Source organism: Pseudarthrobacter sulfonivorans, assembly GCF_031454915.1.
In the GTDB taxonomy this organism is placed as follows: Bacteria; Actinomycetota; Actinomycetes; order Actinomycetales; family Micrococcaceae; genus Arthrobacter; species Arthrobacter sulfonivorans_C.
In genome coordinates, this window is the sequence record NZ_JAVDRS010000001.1 from 776,495 (window position 1) to 794,328 (window position 17,834).

Genomic DNA, 17,834 nt, shown 5'->3' on the forward strand with positions numbered 1-17,834 from the left:
TCATGACCCGCCACACACTGTCCGTTCTGGTTGAAGACAAGCCCGGTGTACTGACGCGCGTTGCGAGCCTGTTCGCCCGCCGTGCCTTTAACATCAATTCCCTGGCCGTTGGCCCCACGGAAGTCCCGGGAATGTCCCGGATGACCGTCGTCGTCGACGCCGATGGTGACCTCATTGAACAGGTCACCAAGCAGCTCAATAAACTGGTCAACGTGATCAAGATTGTTGAGCTCACCTCCGAATCTTCCGTACAGCGAGACCACATCCTGGTCAAGGTACGTGCGGATGCCGCAACTCGTCTGCAGGTGACCCAGGCTGCAGACCTGTTCCGTGCTTCAGTGGTTGACGTCTCCACAGACTCCGTCGTCATAGAAGCAACTGGCCACCCCGAAAAGCTCACGGCACTGCTCTCTGTGCTTGAGCCCTTCGGCATCCGCGAAATTGTGCAGTCCGGCACCCTGGCCGTTGGACGGGGATCCCGCTCCATGAGTGACAGGGCATTGCGCAGCGCTTAATACGCAGGCGGGGCCCGGCCCCCTCTGTGGCGCAACGCCCGTGCAGTACCGCAGCAACACATTAACACCAGAGAATCCACTCAAAAGGAGTTACGCAAGTGACTGAAATGTTTTACGACGACGACGCCGACCTGACCATCATCCAGGGCCGCAAAGTCGCAATCGTCGGCTATGGCTCGCAGGGGCACGCCCACGCCCTGAACCTGCGCGACTCCGGCGTTGAAGTAACCATCGCCCTCAAGGAAGGCTCTTCCTCGATCGCCAAGGCACAGGACGCAGGCTTCACGGTCAAGACGGTCGCTGACGCTGCCGAATGGGCCGACGTCATCATGATCCTGGCTCCGGACCAGCACCAGCGCGCCATCTACAACGACTCCATCAAGGACAAGCTGACCGCCGGCAAGGCCCTGGCCTTCGCCCACGGCTTCAACATCCGCTTCGGCTACATCGAGGCGCCTGAAGGCGTTGACGTCATCCTGATCGCTCCGAAGGCTCCGGGCCACACCGTCCGCCGCGAATTCGAAGCCGGCCGTGGCATCCCGGACATCATCGCTGTGGAGCAGGACGCCACCGGGTCCGCCTGGGACCTGGCCAAGTCCTACGCCAAGGCCATCGGCGGCACCCGTGCAGGCGTCATCAAGACCACCTTCACCGAAGAGACCGAAACCGACCTCTTCGGCGAGCAGTCAGTCCTGTGCGGCGGCGTGTCCCAGCTGGTCCAGTACGGCTTCGAAACCCTGACCGAGGCCGGCTACCAGCCGCAGATCGCCTACTTCGAGGTTCTTCACGAGCTCAAGCTCATCGTTGACCTCATGTGGGAGGGCGGCATCGCCAAGCAGCGCTGGAGCGTTTCTGACACCGCCGAGTACGGCGACTACGTCTCCGGCCCGCGGGTCATCACCCCCGAGGTGAAGGAAAACATGAAGGCTGTCCTCGCGGACATCCAGAGCGGTGCCTTCGCCAAGCGCTTCATCGATGACCAGGACAACGGCGGCGCCGAGTTCAAGGCACTGCGCGCCAAGGCTGAGCAGCACCCGATCGAGGGCGTCGGCCGCGAGCTGCGCTCCCTGTTCGCCTGGCAGCAGCAGGATGCGGACTACGTAGAGGGCTCAGCAGCCCGCTAAGGCTGCTGTCCCGGTACCCTGCAGGGTGCCATCGTGAGGCCGGGTTCACTTAACAATGTGAGCCCGGCCTTTCCGTCCGCCTAGACTTGTTACATCCCAAGGACTGCAACGCAGAGGATCACCCGTGTCAAAACCCGTAGTACTGCTCGCCGAAGAACTTTCGCCCGCCACGATCGAGGCCCTGGGCCCGGACTTCGAAATCCGCCAGACTGACGGTTCCGACCGCTCCCAGCTGCTCGCTGCCATCGTCGACGTAGACGCCATCCTGGTCCGCTCCGCCACGCAGGTGGACGCCGAAGCCATCGCCGCGGCCAAGAACCTCAAAGTCATTGCCCGCGCAGGCGTCGGCCTGGACAACGTGGACATCAAGGCCGCCACGCAGGCCGGTGTGATGGTGGTCAATGCCCCGACGTCGAACATCATTTCGGCAGCGGAACTGACGGTGGGCCACATCCTGAGCCTTTCACGCCACATCCCGCAGGCCAGCTCGGCGTTGAAGAACGGTGAATGGAAGCGGTCCAAGTACACCGGCATCGAACTCTTCGAGAAGAAGGTCGGCATCATCGGCCTGGGCCGCATTGGCGCCCTCGTTGCTGCCCGCCTCCAGGGCTTCGACACCGAGATCCTCGCCTATGACCCGTACATCACCTCAGCCCGTGCAGCACAGCTCGGCGTCAAGCTCGTCACCCTCGATGAACTGCTGAGCCAGTCGGACTTCGTCACCATCCACATGCCCAAAACGCCGGAGACGGTAGGCATGCTGGGTGCGGACGCCTTTACGAAGATGAAGTCCACGGCGTACGTGGTCAACGTCGCACGCGGCGGCCTCGTGGATGAGGAAGCCCTCTACACCGCCCTGCAGGACCGCCAGATCGCCGGCGCGGCAGTTGACGTCTTCGTCAAGGAGCCCAGCACGGACCTGCCGTTCTTTGCCCTGGACAACGTGGTGGTGACCCCGCACCTGGGTGCCTCCACCGACGAAGCCCAGGAGAAGGCAGGCGTCTCGGTTGCCAAGTCCGTCCGGCTCGCACTGGCCGGGGAACTGGTTCCGGACGCCGTCAACGTCGCCGGCGGTGTCATCGCTCCGGATGTCCGCCCCGGCATCCCCCTGATCGAGAAGCTTGGCCGGATCTTCACGGCACTGACCCACGCCTCCCTGACCCAGATCGACGTTGAGGTTGCCGGCGAAATCGCTGCCCTGGACGTCAAGGTCCTGGAACTCGCAGCGCTCAAGGGCATCTTCGCCGACGTGGTCACCGAGCAGGTTTCCTACGTCAACGCACCTGTCATTGCTGAGCAGCGCGGCATCAACACCCGCCTGATCACTACGCCGGACGCCGAGGACTACCGCAACGTCCTCACCCTTCGCGGAGCCCTCAGCGACGGCTCACAGATCTCCGTGGCGGGCACCCTGACCGGGCCCAAGCAGGTTGAGAAGCTCGTGGGCGTCAACGGCTACGACGTCGAGATCCCCATCAGCGAGCACCTCGTGGTGGTCTCCTACGCCGACCGGCCGGGTGTGATCGGAACGATCGGGCACATCCTGGGCATGAACAACATCAACATCGCCGGCATGCAGGTGGCACGCCAGGCTGAGGGTGGCCAGGTGCTTGCCCTGCTCACAATCGACACGTCCGTGCCGCAGCAGGTGCTCGACGCCATCAAGGCAGGCATCGGCGCCGAGATGGTCCGCGAGGTCGATCTCGAAGACTGAGATCCTCACCACCATGAACAACGCGTGACCGCAGCTTAACCTCGGCCACGTATGATTGGCCGGTCTGCTTACAATGGCTAGGTCCTGTTTAAGGACAGCGCCGGCAGACCGGCCAATACTTTTTGCACACCCAGCAGGAAATCCATGATGTCCGCCGTCCGCGGACCGTGGTGTGCGCACGCAATCCAGGTTTCAGGGAGCCCAATGAACGCCGTCCAGAGGTTCATCAGAAGCAAAGTGCTGCTGCTGACCGCGGCCATCTTGATCGCAGCAATGTGCTTGTCGGTCCTTGTCCAAGGCCAGTCGCAAGCAGCGCTTAACCGAACGGTGGATGAGAACTCGCGGGGGCTCTACGACGTCCTCGTCCAGGCCAAGGCCGGATCCTCGGCGCTGATGCAGCCCGAGATCGCCAACGGCGGCGGAGGCATCAGCTTCGAACAGCTTGAGGCGATCCGCAAGCTTTCCGAAACCTCGGTTGCCGCCCCCATCAGCCTGGTCTCCCGGGTGACGCAAAACCTGGAAGCTCCACGGCTCGATGCCATGGACTTCCTGGGCTACAACGCAGGGCTGGCCGGCACGGCCACCACCGACCAGGCGGCCGGCGCCACTGAGCCCGCCAAATGGCCGGCGGCTGAGTCAGTGCTGAGTGATACACCGAAGAACTACCGGCTGACCGCCAGCGCAGTCAGCTCCGACGGGGTCTCGGAGCAGGTCCTGTTCAAGTCCACCGCCGAGGGCACGCTCGGCAAGGCCCGGCTCGTCGAGGAGCAGACAGAAGGCGGCAAGAGCATCCGGATCGCCGCGCCGGAGGGCGAGACGGGCATCAAGTTTCCCGCCCCGGCAGGCGGTTCCGAACACAACCTCTTCAACCTCTCCGTTTCCCTGCCACTCTCGCCTGAGGTAACCGAGTCCGTGGTCGCCGTCGACCCTGTGGCCGAGCGGGCACTGTTGGGTTCCGCAGGCGACTTCCTGGCTCCGCTGGAGAAGGCACCGCCCGCCGACGCCCGCAACGCGGGGGCCATCGGACGCCACTTCGAAAGCCTCTTCACCAACGGCATCAGCACGGAAGAGCTGGAAGAAGGTCCCGACTTCCTGGGCGTCAAGCTCAAGTACTGGGCGCCGTTGATGACCCAGTACCAGCAGGCCAAGCGCAGCGGCCAGCTCACCGCCGACTCCCAGGGCATCCCGCTGATCGTGCGTTCCGGCACGTCCCTGGACCTGAAATACAACGTCAAGATCGAGGAGGTCGACGCCTCCGGCAAAGTAGTCAAGGACGTCGGCACGGCCTCGCGCTCCTTGGGCAAGGACTACCTCCCCTTCGTTTCCAAGGACCCTTTCGCGCTGTCCTGGCCCGGTTCCACCGACCACTCGTCGCTTCTCGGCGCCCAAGGCAACTTCAACCAGGGCCTCTACACCCCCGCCACATGGAGCACCGACTTCGCTGCCGCGCCGAAATACACTGACGGCGAGGCCGCTGCCAACGGGGCCGTCCAGAAAACGGCGACCCCGGGGGATTGGGTCACGGTCAACCGGCTGCCGGAGAAGGGCGCCAACGGTGCCCCGGTGGACCAGACCCAGCGTGAACCCGTGGATGAAAGGTCCTACCGGGAGAACCTGGCAACAGGGGAGACGCTTGCCGCTCCGCTGGCCATGGTCTATGGGACGTTCGACCCCGCGGCCGTTGAAGCAGCCGCCGGCGACGTCAACCGGCTCCCCCTGGGTGGCTACGATCCCACGCCGCTGACGCTCACCAAGGATGCCGACGGCAAGGCTGTGGCCGCCACGGACCTCAAGCCCTCGCTCAGCGCCACCGGGCTGGCCAGCCAGTCGGCCGGAGCCATCACCGACTACTACGGCCTGGCTGCTGCCCGCGGCTACAAGGACAACGCGGCCGTGATCGATGCTGTCCGCGTTCGGGCGAAAGCGCCCGGCAGCTGGAAGGAAGCCCAGCCCGACGTCGAAAAACTCGCCGGTGAGATCCGGGAGATGGGCCTCGAAGCTACTGTGGTGGCCGGTTCAGCACGCGAGGACGCCAGCATCTTCGTCCCCGGATACTCAAAGGACGGCGCCGGCAAGGAGTCGGCGCTGGGCACTGTCCAGCAGTCCTGGGTCCGGCAGAACGCGGCCGACGCCGTCACGGGCTCCCTGACCGGCACAAACGTCACGTTGCTCTTCCTTACCCTGTGCGGAGCCGCGCTGCTGACCGGCGCCTCCACCGTCAGCTACATCCGGAAACGCAAACGCGAAGCCGGTACCCTGCGCGCCATGGGCTGGACCCAGCGGCGGATCCGCACCTGGGTGCTGGAGGAATTCGGGGTCGGTGCGGCACTGCTCGCGGTAGCCGGGATCGTGCTGAGCCTGGTGAGCTGGAGCCTGAGCACAGCCATCGTTTCCGCTGCCGTCCTGGCTCTCTATGCGGCAGCGGCCTTCTTCGCGGCACAGCAGCTGCGGCACCGTGACGAGGTGGACCAGGAGCCGCAGCACGATGAGCGGCTGATCCCGGTGGATTCACCGCTGACCTTTGCCAACCGCCAGCTCAGCACCAACAAGTTCAACACCTTGTCCCTGGCTGTCGCAGTGGGCGTCTTCGGCGCCGCCGTGGGTGGGCTGGTGGCCCTGCTGATCGACATTCCCCGTGCTGCGGGCGCGAGTGCACTTAGCGGGCTGGCAGCGGCCAGCGTCGCACTGCCGAGCATGATGCTGGCCCTCGCCGGCGTCCTGGTGGGCCTGGTCCTGACCCTTGTCACCGGCCGGTTTGAGCTCAACGCCAAACGCCAGTACCTGGGCATCCTCGAGGCGATGGGCTGGAACCCGGACATGCTCCGCCAAGTCCGCCTCTTCGAGAATGCGCTCGTGGGGACCGTCGCCCTGCCGCTGGGCGTCCTGGGCGCGCTGGGCATCGGGCTTCTCCTCGCCCCGTATGCCGCGCTGTGGGCCGGCGTCGCCGGCCTCGTGGCTGTACTTTGCTGGATACCGATTGCAACGAAAGTGGTCCAATGACAAACCAGACGAATGTTCACCGGAGCCGGAGGTCCGGCTCCGCGGAGACGCCCCTGCAGACCCGTGCCAACACCATCGTCAAGGCCGCGGACCACGAGACCCCGCTGGAACTGAGCGATATCACCATCCGCTACGGCGGGGGCAAGGGCGGTGCGGAAGCCGTCAGCGTGGTGGAGGGCTTTGACCTCACCCTGCACGCGGGCGAGATGCACTGCGTTGCCGGCCGAAGCGGCTCCGGCAAGACCAGCATCCTTACTGTCGGTGCCGGACTGACGCTGCCGACGTCGGGCCGCGTCTTCTGGGAAGGCGATTCGCTGGAGAGCATGGGCGACGACGAAATCGCGGACCGCCGTCGTGCCTTGATCGGCTACGTAGACCAGGGCGGCGCCCTGATTGACGGCATGAGCGCCCTGGAAAACGTGCTGCTGCCCGCAGTGCCCGACGGCGAGGTGGACCAGCGCCGCGACATGGCCAAGGACCTCCTGGACCTGGTGGGCCTGGGCCGCCGGATGCGTCACCGCCCCGCGCAGCTCTCCGGCGGTGAACGCCAGCGTGTGGCGATCGCCCGGGCACTGATCCTGGGTACCCGCGTCCTGGTGGTGGATGAGCCCACTGCCAGCCTCGACAGGGCCTCCGCCAACCGCATCATCAGCATCCTCAAGGACACCACCTCAGACGGCATCGCAGTGCTGGTCGCTTCGCACGACCACGAGCTGGTCCGCCTGAGCGATACGCTGACTGAACTCATCTAGCCCGCCCCTCCGCACCGAAGGTACGTCCGCACGTGACTGCAACAGAAAAATCCCCGTTCTACATCACCACGGCCATCACCTACCCGAATGGCGTGCCGCACATCGGCCATGCCTACGAGTACATTGCCACCGACGCCATGGCCCGCTTCAAGCGGCTTGACGGGCACGAGGTCATGTTCCTGACCGGCACGGATGAGCACGGCATGAAGATTGCGCAGGCGGCCGAGAAGGAGGGCCTTTCGCCCAAGGAACTGGTTGACCGCAACGCCGAGGTGTACAAAGCGGCGCACGCAGCCCTGGGCATCACGTATGACCGCTTCATCCGGACCACTGACGTTGACCACTACGCGGCGTCGCAGGCCATCTGGAAGAAGATGGAAGCCAACGGGGACATTTACCTGTCCAAGTACGAGGGCTGGTACTCCGTCCGCGACGAGGCCTTCTACGTGGAGGACGACACCGTGGTCAAAGACGACGGCGTGCGCTACTCGAAGGAGACGGACACCGAAGTCACGTGGACGGCGGAGGAGAGCTACTTCTTCCGCCTGTCCGCCTACCAGGACCGTCTCCTGGCGCTCTACGAGGCCCAGCCGGAATTCGGTGCCCCGCAGTCCAGGTTCAACGAGGTCATCAGCTTCGTCAGGCGCGGCCTGGAGGACCTGTCCATCAGCCGCACCACCTTTGACTGGGGCGTCCCCGTGCCCGGCAACGACAAGCACGTCATGTACGTCTGGGTGGACGCACTGACCAACTACCTGACCGGCGTGGGCTACCCGGACGTTGATTCGGAATCCTTCAAGAAGTTCTGGCCGGCGGACGTGCACGTGATCGGCAAGGACATTTCCCGGTTCCATGCCATCTACTGGCCGGCGTTCCTGATGAGCGCCGGCATCGAACTGCCCAAGCGCGTCATGATCCACGGCTTCCTGCACAACAACGGCGTGAAGATGTCCAAGTCCCTGGGCAACGTGGTGGCACCGGCCGACTTCGTGGCGCAGTACGGCCTGGACCAGGTGCGCTTCTTCTTCCTCCGCGAGGTGCCGTTCGGCGCCGACGGCAGCTACAACCACGAGGCAATCGTGGGGCGGATGAACTCGGACCTGGCCAACAACTTCGGCAACCTGGCGCAGCGTTCGCTGTCCATGGTGGCGAAGAACTGCGAAGGCAAAGTCCCGGTGCCGGGCCCCTTCACTGCTGAGGACACCGCCATCCTGGCACAGGCCAACGGACTGCTTGAGACGGCCAGGGCTGCCTTCGAGAAGCAGGAATTCAGCCGCGCACTCGAAGCCATCTGGGGCGTCCTGGGCGATACCAACGCATACTTCGCCGACCAGGCACCGTGGGTGCTGCGGAAGACCGACGTCGAACGCATGAACACCGTTCTGTACGTGACGCTGGAAGTGCTGCGGATTGTGTCCATCCTGGCGCAGCCTGTCATGCCTGGCGCCACGGCGGCACTGCTGGACACCCTGGGCCAGCCTGAGGGCGAAGCACGCCAGTTCGCCGCGCTGACCACGCCAATCGCGGCCGGAGCGGTGTTACCTGCGCCCACGCCCGTGTTCCCCAAGTATGAGGAACCCGCCGAAGCCTAGGTAATTCGGGCGGGCTACTTGTTTGTACCTGGACTGAGTAGGGTTCGGGAAAAGCCAGTACGGACAGTCCCGGAAAGTGGGTAATGAGTACTGGAGACACGCCGGTAGCCGTTTGCATAGCCTTAGCGGGTTAGCAAACTGATGATTCGCATCTGGGAGAACCGTCGCCTCCGATGCTGTCTGTTTGCCATTTTCGCCCTTGCGTCGGGGCGCCGTTTTTCCACACGTCTGATCAGTTAAAACCAGACAATGGATGGAGACGGAAATGAAACGGATCCTTGCCGCCTTAGGTGTCACCGGCCTCGCGTTACTCGGTGCCACGGCTCCGGCTGCAGCAAATGACAATGCAAAATCCGATCACAAGATCACTATTTGCCACGCCACCGGCTCGGCGACCAACCCCTACGTATCGGTGACAATCGACGTGCACGCGCTCAAAGCACATGTTGGCCACCAGCACGAAGGAGACATCATTCCGGCCAACGACGGAAAGGTTCTCAAGGGTGGGCAGAACCTTGACAAGGTGCACTTGATTGCGTCCGGCTGCCGGGTACCCGACAAACCGGGGAACGGCGATGATGATGACGACGATGACGACGACAATGGCAACGGCCATGGCAACCGCAAGATCACCATCTGCCACGCCACCGGGTCCGATAGGAACCCGTACGTGCAGATCACAGTTGACCTTCACGCGGTGAAGGGCCATGCCCACCACCAGAACGGCGATGACATCATTCCTCCGAACGATAAGTTGGAGGACGGCAACAACTGGACGGGCGAGGGTCGGGAAACTTACCACAACGATTGCGAGCCCGTCGACGAGCATTCGGTCAAACCGCCGGTAGAGAAGCCGGAGAAGCCGGGCAAGAAGCCCGTCGGAGCGGTCGTCGAGAAGCCTGCAGGCGCAGGCGCCGTGGTTGTCAACAACCCGGGCTTTAACGTCCAGACCGCCGTGGCAGCGTCTGACACGGCACTTGCTCCCTGGGCAGGTGGCCTGATCGTGATGTTGCTCGCAGCGGCGGCAGTGGCAGCCCGCAAGGTGCTGCCGGAGGCCGGCGTGTCCCGGCATCGCAAGGACTGACCCCGGTCCCTGGCGCCCGCAAGGGCGTCAGGCAACACCTTGGCAGGCGCCGTGGCCGGAAGGGCACGGCGCCTGCCGCCAACCAAGCAGATTTCCCACCCATGTGCGAGGGGGAACCATGGACAAAGGCAGCCAGTACTCCGCCGATCCGCCACCAAGCCCAGATTCACAACCGTCGGATCCGCCCCTGCCGGCCCCGGACCTCGCGCGGCGCAGGACCTTCACCCCCAGGAGCATCCTGTTTGTGCTCCTCTGCGGACTCCTTGGGTATTTCGCCTTCGCTGCGCTTCCCCTCCTCAACGGGCAGTGGACACCCAATGCGGAGTCCGGAATTGTCCAGCAGACACCGGCGGCTACCGCGACCGCCACCCCCACGCCGGAACCACGTGAGACACCTACGTTGGCAGCCCCGGCTATTCCCGCAGGTCCAGCCGCGGCACCGCCCCAGCGGCTGATTTACCCCGCGGCGGGCATCGACGTGGTGATCCATCCGCTGAAACCCAGTGGCGCGGACCAGGCCACCCAGACCATCGTGCCGCCGCCCACCATGGACGGCTACTGGCTCACACCCTACGGAATTCCCGGCGCGGGCTCCCGCAACACCACTTATGTGGCGGGTCACAGCTGGGTGGACAGGGACGCACCCTTCAACCGGCTGAGCAAAAAGGCAGCGGTGGGCGACAAGCTCACCCTGACCACAGCCACCGGCAAACTGGCCTACCGGGTGGATTCCGTTAAGACCTACGTCAAGTCGGGCCTGAAGGACAGTCCCATCTGGCAGGTGGCACCCAACCGGCTCGTGCTCATCTCCTGCTACACGGGTGACTTCTGGGGAACCAACGTGGTGGTGGTAGCTTCACCTGTCCCGGTTATCTCTTCGAAGTGACTTCCCCTTCGTCACTTCATCTCAATAAGTGAGACTGATTGTCCGGCATGCGGATTCAGTTAATATTCTTGGACCATGAGCGCATCCACGATCAATCTCGCAGTTATTCCCGGTGACGGCATTGGCCCCGAGGTCATCGCCGAGGCCCTGAAGGTCCTCGAGAAGGCCGTGGCCGCCGAAGGCGTGGACCTCCAGCAGACCCACTACAAGCTCGGTGCCGAGCACTGGCTGGCCACAGGCGAGACCCTGCCGGACGAGGTCCTGGCGGACCTCCGCACGCGGGACGCCATCCTGTTCGGTGCAGTGGGCGCCGCCCCCGGCGACACCAGGATTCCGTCGGGGATCATTGAGCGTGAAATGCTCCTCAAGCTCCGCTTTAGTCTGGACCACTACGTCAACCTGCGGCCCTCACGTCTGTACGGCACGGTCGGCAGTCCGCTGGCCAATCCGGGCGTCATCGATTTCATCGTGGTGCGCGAGGGTACCGAAGGGCCGTATGTGGGCAACGGCGGCGTACTGCGCGCCGGCACTCCACACGAGGTGGCCACCGAGGTTTCGCTGAATACGGCGCATGGCGTGGAACGAGTAGTCCGCGATGCCTTCCGTCGCGCCAGCGCCCGGGAACGCAAGCACGTAACCCTTGTACACAAGCACAACGTCCTGGTCTACGCGGGCCACCTCTGGAAGCGCACCGTCGAAGCCGTTGCCCAGGAATTCCCAGAGGTCACTCACGATTACCTGCACGTCGACGCGGCCACCATTTTTATGGTCACCGACCCGTCCCGCTTCGACGTTATTGTCACGGACAACCTCTTCGGCGATATCCTCACCGACCTCGCCGCTGCCATCACCGGCGGCATCGGGCTGGCCGCCTCCGGCAACATCAACATGGACAGGACCGCCCCGTCCATGTTTGAACCGGTCCACGGTTCCGCCCCCGACATCGCCGGCCAGCAGAAGGCCGATCCCACCGCGGCCATCCTGTCGGCAGCGCTCCTGCTGGACCACCTTGGCTACACCGCCGCGGCCCGAAAGATCGAGGCCGCGGTGGTAGCCGACGTCGAAACGCGCGACGGCGGCGCCCGCAGCACCAGCGCCGTTGGAGACGCTATCGCCGCAGCGCTTTAGGGCCTGCTCAGCCGGAACTGCCCGCGGGACCCAGTACGCGGGCGTAAGCTTGTTTCGAATCACCAAATGCTGCCCTGCGGTTCAGTGCTGAACCATGCTCATGGGCAGCCGATCGTGGAGGAACCATGACTCAGACTGCCCATGGCGTCGAATTTACCCAGCAGCTCTCGGATACCCCGAAGTCAGCTGAGGAGCGTGCAGCCATCCTGGCGAACCCGGGATTCGGCAACTACTTCACCGACCACACAGCCGTCGTGGACTACGCGGTCGACGAACAGGGTGCCGGCGGGTGGCACAACCCCCGGATTGAAGCGTACGGACCCATCTCCCTGGACCCGTCTGCGGCGGTGCTCCACTATGGCCAGGAGATCTTCGAAGGACTCAAGGCCTACCGTCATGCCGATGGGTCAGTCTGGACGTTCCGTCCCGAGGCGAACGCCGCACGGCTGAACAAGTCCGCGCGCCGGCTGGCATTGCCAGAGCTCCCTGTTGAATACTTCCTGGGCGCCATCCGCGAGCTCGTGGCGGCAGACAAGGACTGGGTCCCTGCCGGGGACGGCGAGGCCCTGTACTTGCGCCCGTTCATGATCGCCACTGAAGCGTTCCTGGGCGTCCGCGCCGCGCGTGAAGTTTCCTTCCGCGTGATCGCATCCCCCGCCGGCAACTATTTCGGCGGCGAGCTCAAGCCCGTATCCATCTGGATCTCGCGCGAATACGCCCGTGCCGGCCGCGGCGGTACCGGCGCAGCGAAGTGCGGCGGCAACTACGCCGCATCCCTAATCGCGCAGCAGGAAGCCGAAGCCAACGGCTGCAAGCAGGTGCTTTTCCTGGACCACTTCAATGACGATGCCGTTGAAGAACTCGGCGGCATGAACGTGTTCTTTGTGATGAAAGACGGCTCGCTGGTCACTCCCGCGCTCACCGGCACCATCCTGGAGGGCGTCACTCGTTCGTCGGTAATGCAGGTGGCCAAGGACATGGGCCGTGAAGTCACCGAGCGTAAGATCACGCTGGCCGAATGGCGCGACGGCGTGGCCTCGGGCGAGATCACCGAAGTCTTTGCCTGCGGCACGGCGGCAGTGATCACCCCCATTGGAGTCCTGAAGGACACTACCGAGTTCATCGGATCCGAGGACGCGAAGGCGGGGGAGGCCACCATGGCCATCCGCGAGCAGCTCCTGGGCATCCAGACCGGAACCGTGCCGGACCGCCACGGCTGGATGACCCGGCTCGCCTAAGCCCTATACCGTCTGATCCTCCCAACGCGGGGTCACTTGGTGCCCGTTTCCGCCATCGGAATGGGCACGAAGTGACCCCGCCTTGCTGTTTGCAGGCCACTGGATACTGAACGTGCGGCGTTCGCCTGATCAGCGCCGGGCGGCTTTGCGGGCAGCGTTCTTGAGTGCCTTGCGGGAGACCGGCTTCAGGGCCTTGCGTGCGGCTTCGTCTGCCAGGGCCCGGTTGCGGCGGGCATCGATGATGTCGTTCCACAGTGTGGTTGCAAAGGCGCCGCCGTCCTGGGCGTAAACGTCGTACGGGTAGCCGGCAAAGATGGACGGCATGGGACTGCCGGTGGGCAGATCTTTCCCTGTTATCTCGGCGACCGCGTCGGCCACAGCCCAGGTCCGGGTCAGGTGCCTGGTCAGGTTCTCCTGGACAAAGAGGTTCGCATCGCTGGCCGCGGCGGCGCGCTTCAGAAGTGATTCCAGCTCGCCGGCTACGGAACGGGCCGCCACCTTTTCCACCAGCGTTGACCCCGATTTGAGGTCCCCGGCGAACGCATCGACTTCCTCACGCCAGTCGGTGGTTTCACGGTATTTCTTCCACGTGGGAAACCAGACAATGCTGCCCGTCGCATGGTTATGGATGTGCTGGAGGCCGCTGTTCTTCTCCGTGGCGGCATGGTCATGGCCCGCGGCGTCTGCCCCGGCCAGGAGATCTGCAAGGCTAATGGATGTGGCGCTCATGGTGTCTGGTTCGGCTTCCTGCTCGGGATCGTGGGGTTCACTGTGGTCAACCCCGCCCGTGCTCTGTTCTATTCCGGCAGCCGGACACCGGTAACGCTGCCCTCGATGCAAAGAGTCGATGCAAAGATAGGACGGTGACTTCAGCTTCCAGCCCCGTCCTCCAGCGCAGCTCAGCCCTGACGCAGTTCGTTCTGGCACCCAACCCCGGACCGATGAGCCTGGAGGGTACCAATTCCTATGTGATCTCGGCACCACGTGCCAATGCTTCGGTAGTGGTGGATCCGGGGCCAGCGGACGAAGGACACCTCCGCCGGCTGGCGGACACCGGCCCGGTGGAATTGATCCTGGTGACGCACCGCCACGCAGACCATACGGCGGGCTCGCTGCGGCTCCATGAGCTCACCGGCGCCCCCGTCCGGGCGGCAGATCCCAAGCACTGCCATGGCGGCGGCGAACCGTTGCGGGACGGTGAAACCATCCACGCGGCCGGAGTGTCCATCCAGGTGGTCGCCACGCCGGGACACACTTCGGATTCCGTGTGTTTCCAGCTTCCCGACGACGGTCCGCACGGCTCTGTGCTGACTGGTGACACCATCCTGGGCCGCGGGACCACGATGCTGGACTACCCCGATGGAACCCTTCGCGATTACCTCATGTCCCTTGACCGGCTTGAAGCCATCGGCGACGCCACGGTCCTGCCGGCGCACGGTCCCGGGCTTCCCTCCCTGGCGGCCATCGCCCGTGACTACCGAGCCCACCGCCTCGAGAGGCTGGGGCAGATCCGGGAGGCACTGGAACGGCTTGGCCGGGACGCAACGGTGACTTCGGTCGCCGATGCCGTGTACGCCGACGTCGAACCCTCTGTCAGGAGGGCGGCCGAAATGTCTGTTGCCGCGCAGCTTGATTACCTGCGCGGAGAGTTACGTAGCTGACCTGAGCGAGGGGCAGCGTGGCAAGACTGTAGGCTAGGAACCATGCGTATTGCCCGGTTTGTAGTCGATTCTGATCCCCTCTACGGTGTTGTTGAAGGAGAGTCCGGCAGTGAGGAAATCACTGTCATCAACGGCGACCCCTTCTTTAATGGAGTGGAGCGGACCCATGTCAGGCACAAGCTCGAGGATGTCCGGCTGCTGGCTCCCATCATTCCCCGCAGCAAGGTGATCGGCGTCGGCCGCAACTTCGTGGAGCATGCGGCTGAACTGGGCAATGAAGTGCCCGCCCAGCCGCTGCTGTTCCTGAAACCCAACACCGCCGTAGTGGGGCCTAACGATCCCATCGTGCTGCCGGACTTTTCCGAGGAGGTCTCCTTCGAGGCCGAGCTGTGCGTGGTTATCGGCCGGATCTGCAAGGACGTGCCGGAAGAGCGCGTTGACGACGTGATCTTTGGTTACACCTGCGGTAACGATCTCACAGCCCGCGACGTCCAAAAGACGGACCTGCAGTGGGCCCGAGCCAAAGGCTTCGATACCTCAGCGCCGCTGGGCCCGTGGATCGAAACCGAACTGGACACCGAGGACCTGGCTATCCAGGGCCGGCTTAACGGCGAACTGCGGCAAGACGGCAGCACCAGCCAGATGATCCGCGGCGTCCGCGAACTCGTCTCCATCGTCTCGCAGGCTTTCACGCTGCTTCCCGGCGATGTCATCATGACCGGCACACCGGCGGGTGTGGGTCTTGTCCAGGCGGGCGACCGCTACGAAGTCGAGATCGAAGGCATCGGACGCCTGTCCAACCCTGTGGTCCGCCGCTGAAGCGCCGCGCCTGAACCGGACGGGGACAGCCCGCGGCAAGCGGTAAAGTTGAAGCCACTATGACTACTGCTTCTGCCTCGAACGCTGCCTCCGTCCCGTCCGTCACTGCCGATACCCCGGTGCGCGTCAGGTTCTGCCCATCGCCCACTGGAACACCGCACGTTGGCCTCATCCGGACGGCCCTGTTCAACTGGGCCCACGCCAAGCACACCAAGGGCACGTTCGTGTTCCGGATCGAGGATACGGACGCGGCACGTGACTCGGAGGAGAGCTACCAGCAGTTGCTGGAGGCCCTCAAATGGCTGGGAATCACGTGGGAAGAGGGCGTGGAGGTTGGCGGCCCGCACGAGCCATACCGGCAGTCGCAGCGGCTGGACCTCTACAAGGACGTCGTCGGAAAGCTCCTTGAAGCCGGCTACGCCTACGAATGCTATTCCTCTCCGGAGGAAGTCGAAGCGCGCCACCGTGCCGCCGGCCGCGACCCCAAGCTCGGCTATGACAACTTCGACCGCGAACTTACTGACGAGCAGCTCTCGGCTTTCAAAGCCGAAGGACGCAAGCCTGTCCTGCGCGTCCGGATGCCTGACGAAGACGTTGTGTTCACCGACCTGGTCCGGGGCGACATCACGTTCAAAGCCGGCAGCATCCCCGACTACGTCATCGTCCGCGCCGACGGCTCACCCCTGTACACGCTCGTTAACCCCGTAGACGATGCCCTGATGGGGATCACCCACGTGCTGCGCGGTGAGGACCTCCTTTCCTCCACTCCCCGGCAGGTGGTGCTGATCCGCTACCTCATCGAAATCGGCGTCGCCAGCTACCTTCCCCTCTTCGGCCACCTCCCTTACGTCATGGGGGAGGGCAACAAGAAGCTCTCCAAGCGTGACCCGCAGTCCAACCTTTTCCTGCTGCGCGACCGCGGGTTCATTCCCGAGGGCCTGCTGAACTACCTCTCGCTGCTGGGTTGGAGCCTGTCCGCGGACGAGGACATCTTCACCGTGGACCAGCTGATTGAATACTTTGATGTCAAGGATGTGCTGGCAAACCCGGCGCGGTTCGACATCAAAAAGGCGGAGGCCATCAACGGCACGCACATCCGCATGCTCAACCCGGAAGACTTCCGTGCCCGTCTGGTCCCGTACCTGCGGACCGCCGGCTTCGTGGGGGAGGAGCTCACGGCACGGCAGGAGGAGATCCTCACCGAAGCCGCACCCCTGATCCAGGAACGAGTCACCCTCCTGGGCGAAGCACCGGAAATGCTCGGGTTCCTGTTCAAAGCCGATGATGCAATCGACATTGCCGACGATGCACGCAAGGGACTGCCGGCGAACCTGGCCGAAGTCCTGGACGCCGCCTTGGCAGCCCTCGAGCCCGTTCAGGACTGGACTCCGGACAACATCCAGGCGGCCCTGAAGCAGGCGCTCGTGGAGGACCTCGGCATCAAGCCCCGGCTGGCTTTTGGGCCGGTGCGCACTGCCGTCTCCGGACGCCGCATCTCACCGCCGTTGTTTGAATCCATGGTGATCCTGGGCAAGGACTCGTCCCTGAGCCGGCTCCGTACCTTCCGCGGCTGATGATCGTGACAGGCACGGCAGTGGACGGCGTCCTGAAGACACGCTTCGGGACCATCCGGGGTGTCCTTTTCGATATTGATGACACCCTGGTTGACCTCGAATACGCCATGACCACCGCACTCCGCGAGGTCAGTGAACACCTGCTGCCCGGCCTCGACCAGCCCGGGTGGGAACGTTTCGGCAGGATCTTCACGCACGAAACGACGCACTACTACGACAGGTACCTGGCGGGCGAACTGACGTTCAACGACCAGCGACTGCTGCGGGGCCGGGCCGCCCTGGGGCACTTCGGGGTGGACCTTGCCGACGGCGAAGAGGCACACAAATGGCTGACGGCCTACAGTCAGCTCCAGCCGTCATACGTCCGGGCCTTCGAAGACGTGCAGCCGCTCCTTGACCAGCTGGAAACCGCCGGCGTCCCGTACGGTGCCGTCAGTAACAACGTCCACGACTACCAGCGGGCCAAGCTGGACAGCGCGGGACTGGAACGCGTGAGCCGCCTGGTGGGCACGGACACCGTAGGAGTGGCCAAGCCGGAGCCCGCGATTTACCTCGAAGGCGTCCGTCTCCTGGGGACCGCTCCGGGAGAGACGCTGTACGTGGGGGACAACAGGCTGCTGGATGCTGAAGGGTCGACGGCGGCAGGACTGGTGGGCGTCTGGCTCAACAGGGCGGGGGAGACTGCCCTTGGGTTTGAAGGTCACGAGATCGGCTCGCTGGCGCAGTTGCTGACCTGACGCCGCCCAC

The 17,834-nt window shown here is 64.2% G+C and carries 15 protein-coding genes; 14 read left to right on the plus strand and 1 reads right to left on the minus strand.

Annotated features, from left to right (window positions below):
* Nucleotides 1-2 precede the first annotated feature (2 nt).
* From ilvN to J2808_RS03565, 10 genes are all read left to right on the plus strand, one after another.
* The gene (gene ilvN / locus J2808_RS03520; protein WP_028271611.1) at nucleotides 3-515 is read left to right on the plus strand and encodes an acetolactate synthase small subunit; all 513 of its coding nucleotides are present in this window, start codon (nucleotides 3-5) and stop codon (nucleotides 513-515) included.
* Between the two features lie 98 nt (nucleotides 516-613).
* The gene (ilvC, locus tag J2808_RS03525; protein ID WP_309811644.1) at nucleotides 614-1,639 is read left to right on the plus strand and encodes a ketol-acid reductoisomerase; all 1,026 of its coding nucleotides are present in this window, start codon (nucleotides 614-616) and stop codon (nucleotides 1,637-1,639) included.
* A 124-nt stretch (nucleotides 1,640-1,763) separates the two neighbouring features.
* Nucleotides 1,764-3,353 carry a phosphoglycerate dehydrogenase gene (serA, locus tag J2808_RS03530; protein ID WP_309811647.1) on the plus strand — a complete coding sequence of 530 codons (1,590 nt, stop codon included), beginning with the start codon at nucleotides 1,764-1,766 and terminating at the stop codon, nucleotides 3,351-3,353.
* Nucleotides 3,354-3,557: 204 nt separating this feature from the next.
* On the plus strand, nucleotides 3,558-6,353 hold the full coding sequence (locus J2808_RS03535) for an ABC transporter permease (RefSeq protein WP_309811650.1): 2,796 nt from the start codon (nucleotides 3,558-3,560) through the stop codon (nucleotides 6,351-6,353).
* Entirely contained in the window at nucleotides 6,350-7,105 is a 756-nt protein-coding gene (locus J2808_RS03540) for an ABC transporter ATP-binding protein (RefSeq protein WP_309811652.1), read from the plus strand. Before J2808_RS03535 ends, J2808_RS03540 begins: the two co-directional genes overlap by 4 nt.
* Before the next feature lie 32 nt (nucleotides 7,106-7,137).
* The gene (metG, locus tag J2808_RS03545; protein WP_309811654.1) at nucleotides 7,138-8,697 is read left to right on the plus strand and encodes a methionine--tRNA ligase; all 1,560 of its coding nucleotides are present in this window, start codon (nucleotides 7,138-7,140) and stop codon (nucleotides 8,695-8,697) included.
* A gap of 265 nt (nucleotides 8,698-8,962) precedes the next feature.
* A complete protein-coding gene (locus J2808_RS03550; RefSeq protein ID WP_309811656.1) occupies nucleotides 8,963-9,781 on the plus strand; it encodes a hypothetical protein in 819 nt (272 codons plus the stop codon).
* 118 nt (nucleotides 9,782-9,899) lie between these two features.
* Nucleotides 9,900-10,667 (plus strand): class F sortase, encoded by a 768-nt coding sequence (locus tag J2808_RS03555; protein WP_309811658.1) that lies wholly within the window; start codon nucleotides 9,900-9,902, stop codon nucleotides 10,665-10,667.
* Between the two features lie 75 nt (nucleotides 10,668-10,742).
* Nucleotides 10,743-11,795 carry a 3-isopropylmalate dehydrogenase gene (locus J2808_RS03560; RefSeq protein ID WP_309811660.1) on the plus strand — a complete coding sequence of 351 codons (1,053 nt, stop codon included), beginning with the start codon at nucleotides 10,743-10,745 and terminating at the stop codon, nucleotides 11,793-11,795.
* A 125-nt stretch (nucleotides 11,796-11,920) separates the two neighbouring features.
* On the plus strand, nucleotides 11,921-13,033 hold the full coding sequence (locus J2808_RS03565; RefSeq protein ID WP_309811663.1) for a branched-chain amino acid aminotransferase: 1,113 nt from the start codon (nucleotides 11,921-11,923) through the stop codon (nucleotides 13,031-13,033).
* 129 nt (nucleotides 13,034-13,162) lie between these two features.
* Here J2808_RS03565 and J2808_RS03570 read toward each other — a convergent pair whose 3' ends face one another.
* Nucleotides 13,163-13,762 carry a hypothetical protein gene (locus J2808_RS03570; protein ID WP_309811666.1) on the minus strand — a complete coding sequence of 200 codons (600 nt, stop codon included), beginning with the start codon at nucleotides 13,760-13,762 and terminating at the stop codon, nucleotides 13,163-13,165.
* Nucleotides 13,763-13,896: 134 nt separating this feature from the next.
* On the opposite strand from J2808_RS03570, the gene J2808_RS03575 reads away from it, so the two are divergent.
* The 4 genes from J2808_RS03575 to J2808_RS03590 are packed head-to-tail and all read left to right on the plus strand — an operon-like array spanning nucleotide 13,897 to nucleotide 17,824.
* Complete coding sequence (locus J2808_RS03575) at nucleotides 13,897-14,694, plus strand: MBL fold metallo-hydrolase (protein WP_309811669.1); 798 nt, start codon at nucleotides 13,897-13,899, stop codon at nucleotides 14,692-14,694.
* Between the two features lie 42 nt (nucleotides 14,695-14,736).
* Nucleotides 14,737-15,513 carry a fumarylacetoacetate hydrolase family protein gene (locus J2808_RS03580; protein WP_309811673.1) on the plus strand — a complete coding sequence of 259 codons (777 nt, stop codon included), beginning with the start codon at nucleotides 14,737-14,739 and terminating at the stop codon, nucleotides 15,511-15,513.
* A 59-nt stretch (nucleotides 15,514-15,572) separates the two neighbouring features.
* Entirely contained in the window at nucleotides 15,573-17,087 is a 1,515-nt protein-coding gene (gltX, locus tag J2808_RS03585; protein ID WP_309811675.1) for a glutamate--tRNA ligase, read from the plus strand.
* Nucleotides 17,087-17,824: an HAD family hydrolase gene (locus J2808_RS03590; RefSeq protein WP_397427973.1), complete on the plus strand. Its 738-nt coding sequence runs from the start codon at nucleotides 17,087-17,089 to the stop codon at nucleotides 17,822-17,824. The genes gltX and J2808_RS03590 overlap by 1 nt, the downstream gene beginning before the upstream one ends.
* The last annotated feature ends 10 nt before the right edge of the window (nucleotides 17,825-17,834 follow it).

What these genes read in the sequence shown, in the direction of transcription:
- ilvN (WP_028271611.1), top strand. Translation starts at nt 3, where the DNA reads ATGACCCGCCACACACTGTCCGTTCTGGTTGAAGACAAGCCCGGTGTA.
- J2808_RS03535 (WP_309811650.1), top strand. Translation starts at nt 3,558, where the DNA reads ATGAACGCCGTCCAGAGGTTCATCAGAAGCAAAGTGCTGCTGCTGACC.
- J2808_RS03540 (WP_309811652.1), top strand. Translation starts at nt 6,350, where the DNA reads ATGACAAACCAGACGAATGTTCACCGGAGCCGGAGGTCCGGCTCCGCG.
- J2808_RS03550 (WP_309811656.1), top strand. Translation starts at nt 8,963, where the DNA reads ATGAAACGGATCCTTGCCGCCTTAGGTGTCACCGGCCTCGCGTTACTC.
- J2808_RS03555 (WP_309811658.1), top strand. Translation starts at nt 9,900, where the DNA reads ATGGACAAAGGCAGCCAGTACTCCGCCGATCCGCCACCAAGCCCAGAT.
- J2808_RS03560 (WP_309811660.1), top strand. Translation starts at nt 10,743, where the DNA reads ATGAGCGCATCCACGATCAATCTCGCAGTTATTCCCGGTGACGGCATT.
- J2808_RS03565 (WP_309811663.1), top strand. Translation starts at nt 11,921, where the DNA reads ATGACTCAGACTGCCCATGGCGTCGAATTTACCCAGCAGCTCTCGGAT.
- J2808_RS03570 (WP_309811666.1), bottom strand. Translation starts at nt 13,762, where the DNA reads ATGAGCGCCACATCCATTAGCCTTGCAGATCTCCTGGCCGGGGCAGAC.
- J2808_RS03580 (WP_309811673.1), top strand. Translation starts at nt 14,737, where the DNA reads ATGCGTATTGCCCGGTTTGTAGTCGATTCTGATCCCCTCTACGGTGTT.
- gltX (WP_309811675.1), top strand. Translation starts at nt 15,573, where the DNA reads ATGACTACTGCTTCTGCCTCGAACGCTGCCTCCGTCCCGTCCGTCACT.
- J2808_RS03590 (WP_397427973.1), top strand. Translation starts at nt 17,087, where the DNA reads ATGATCGTGACAGGCACGGCAGTGGACGGCGTCCTGAAGACACGCTTC.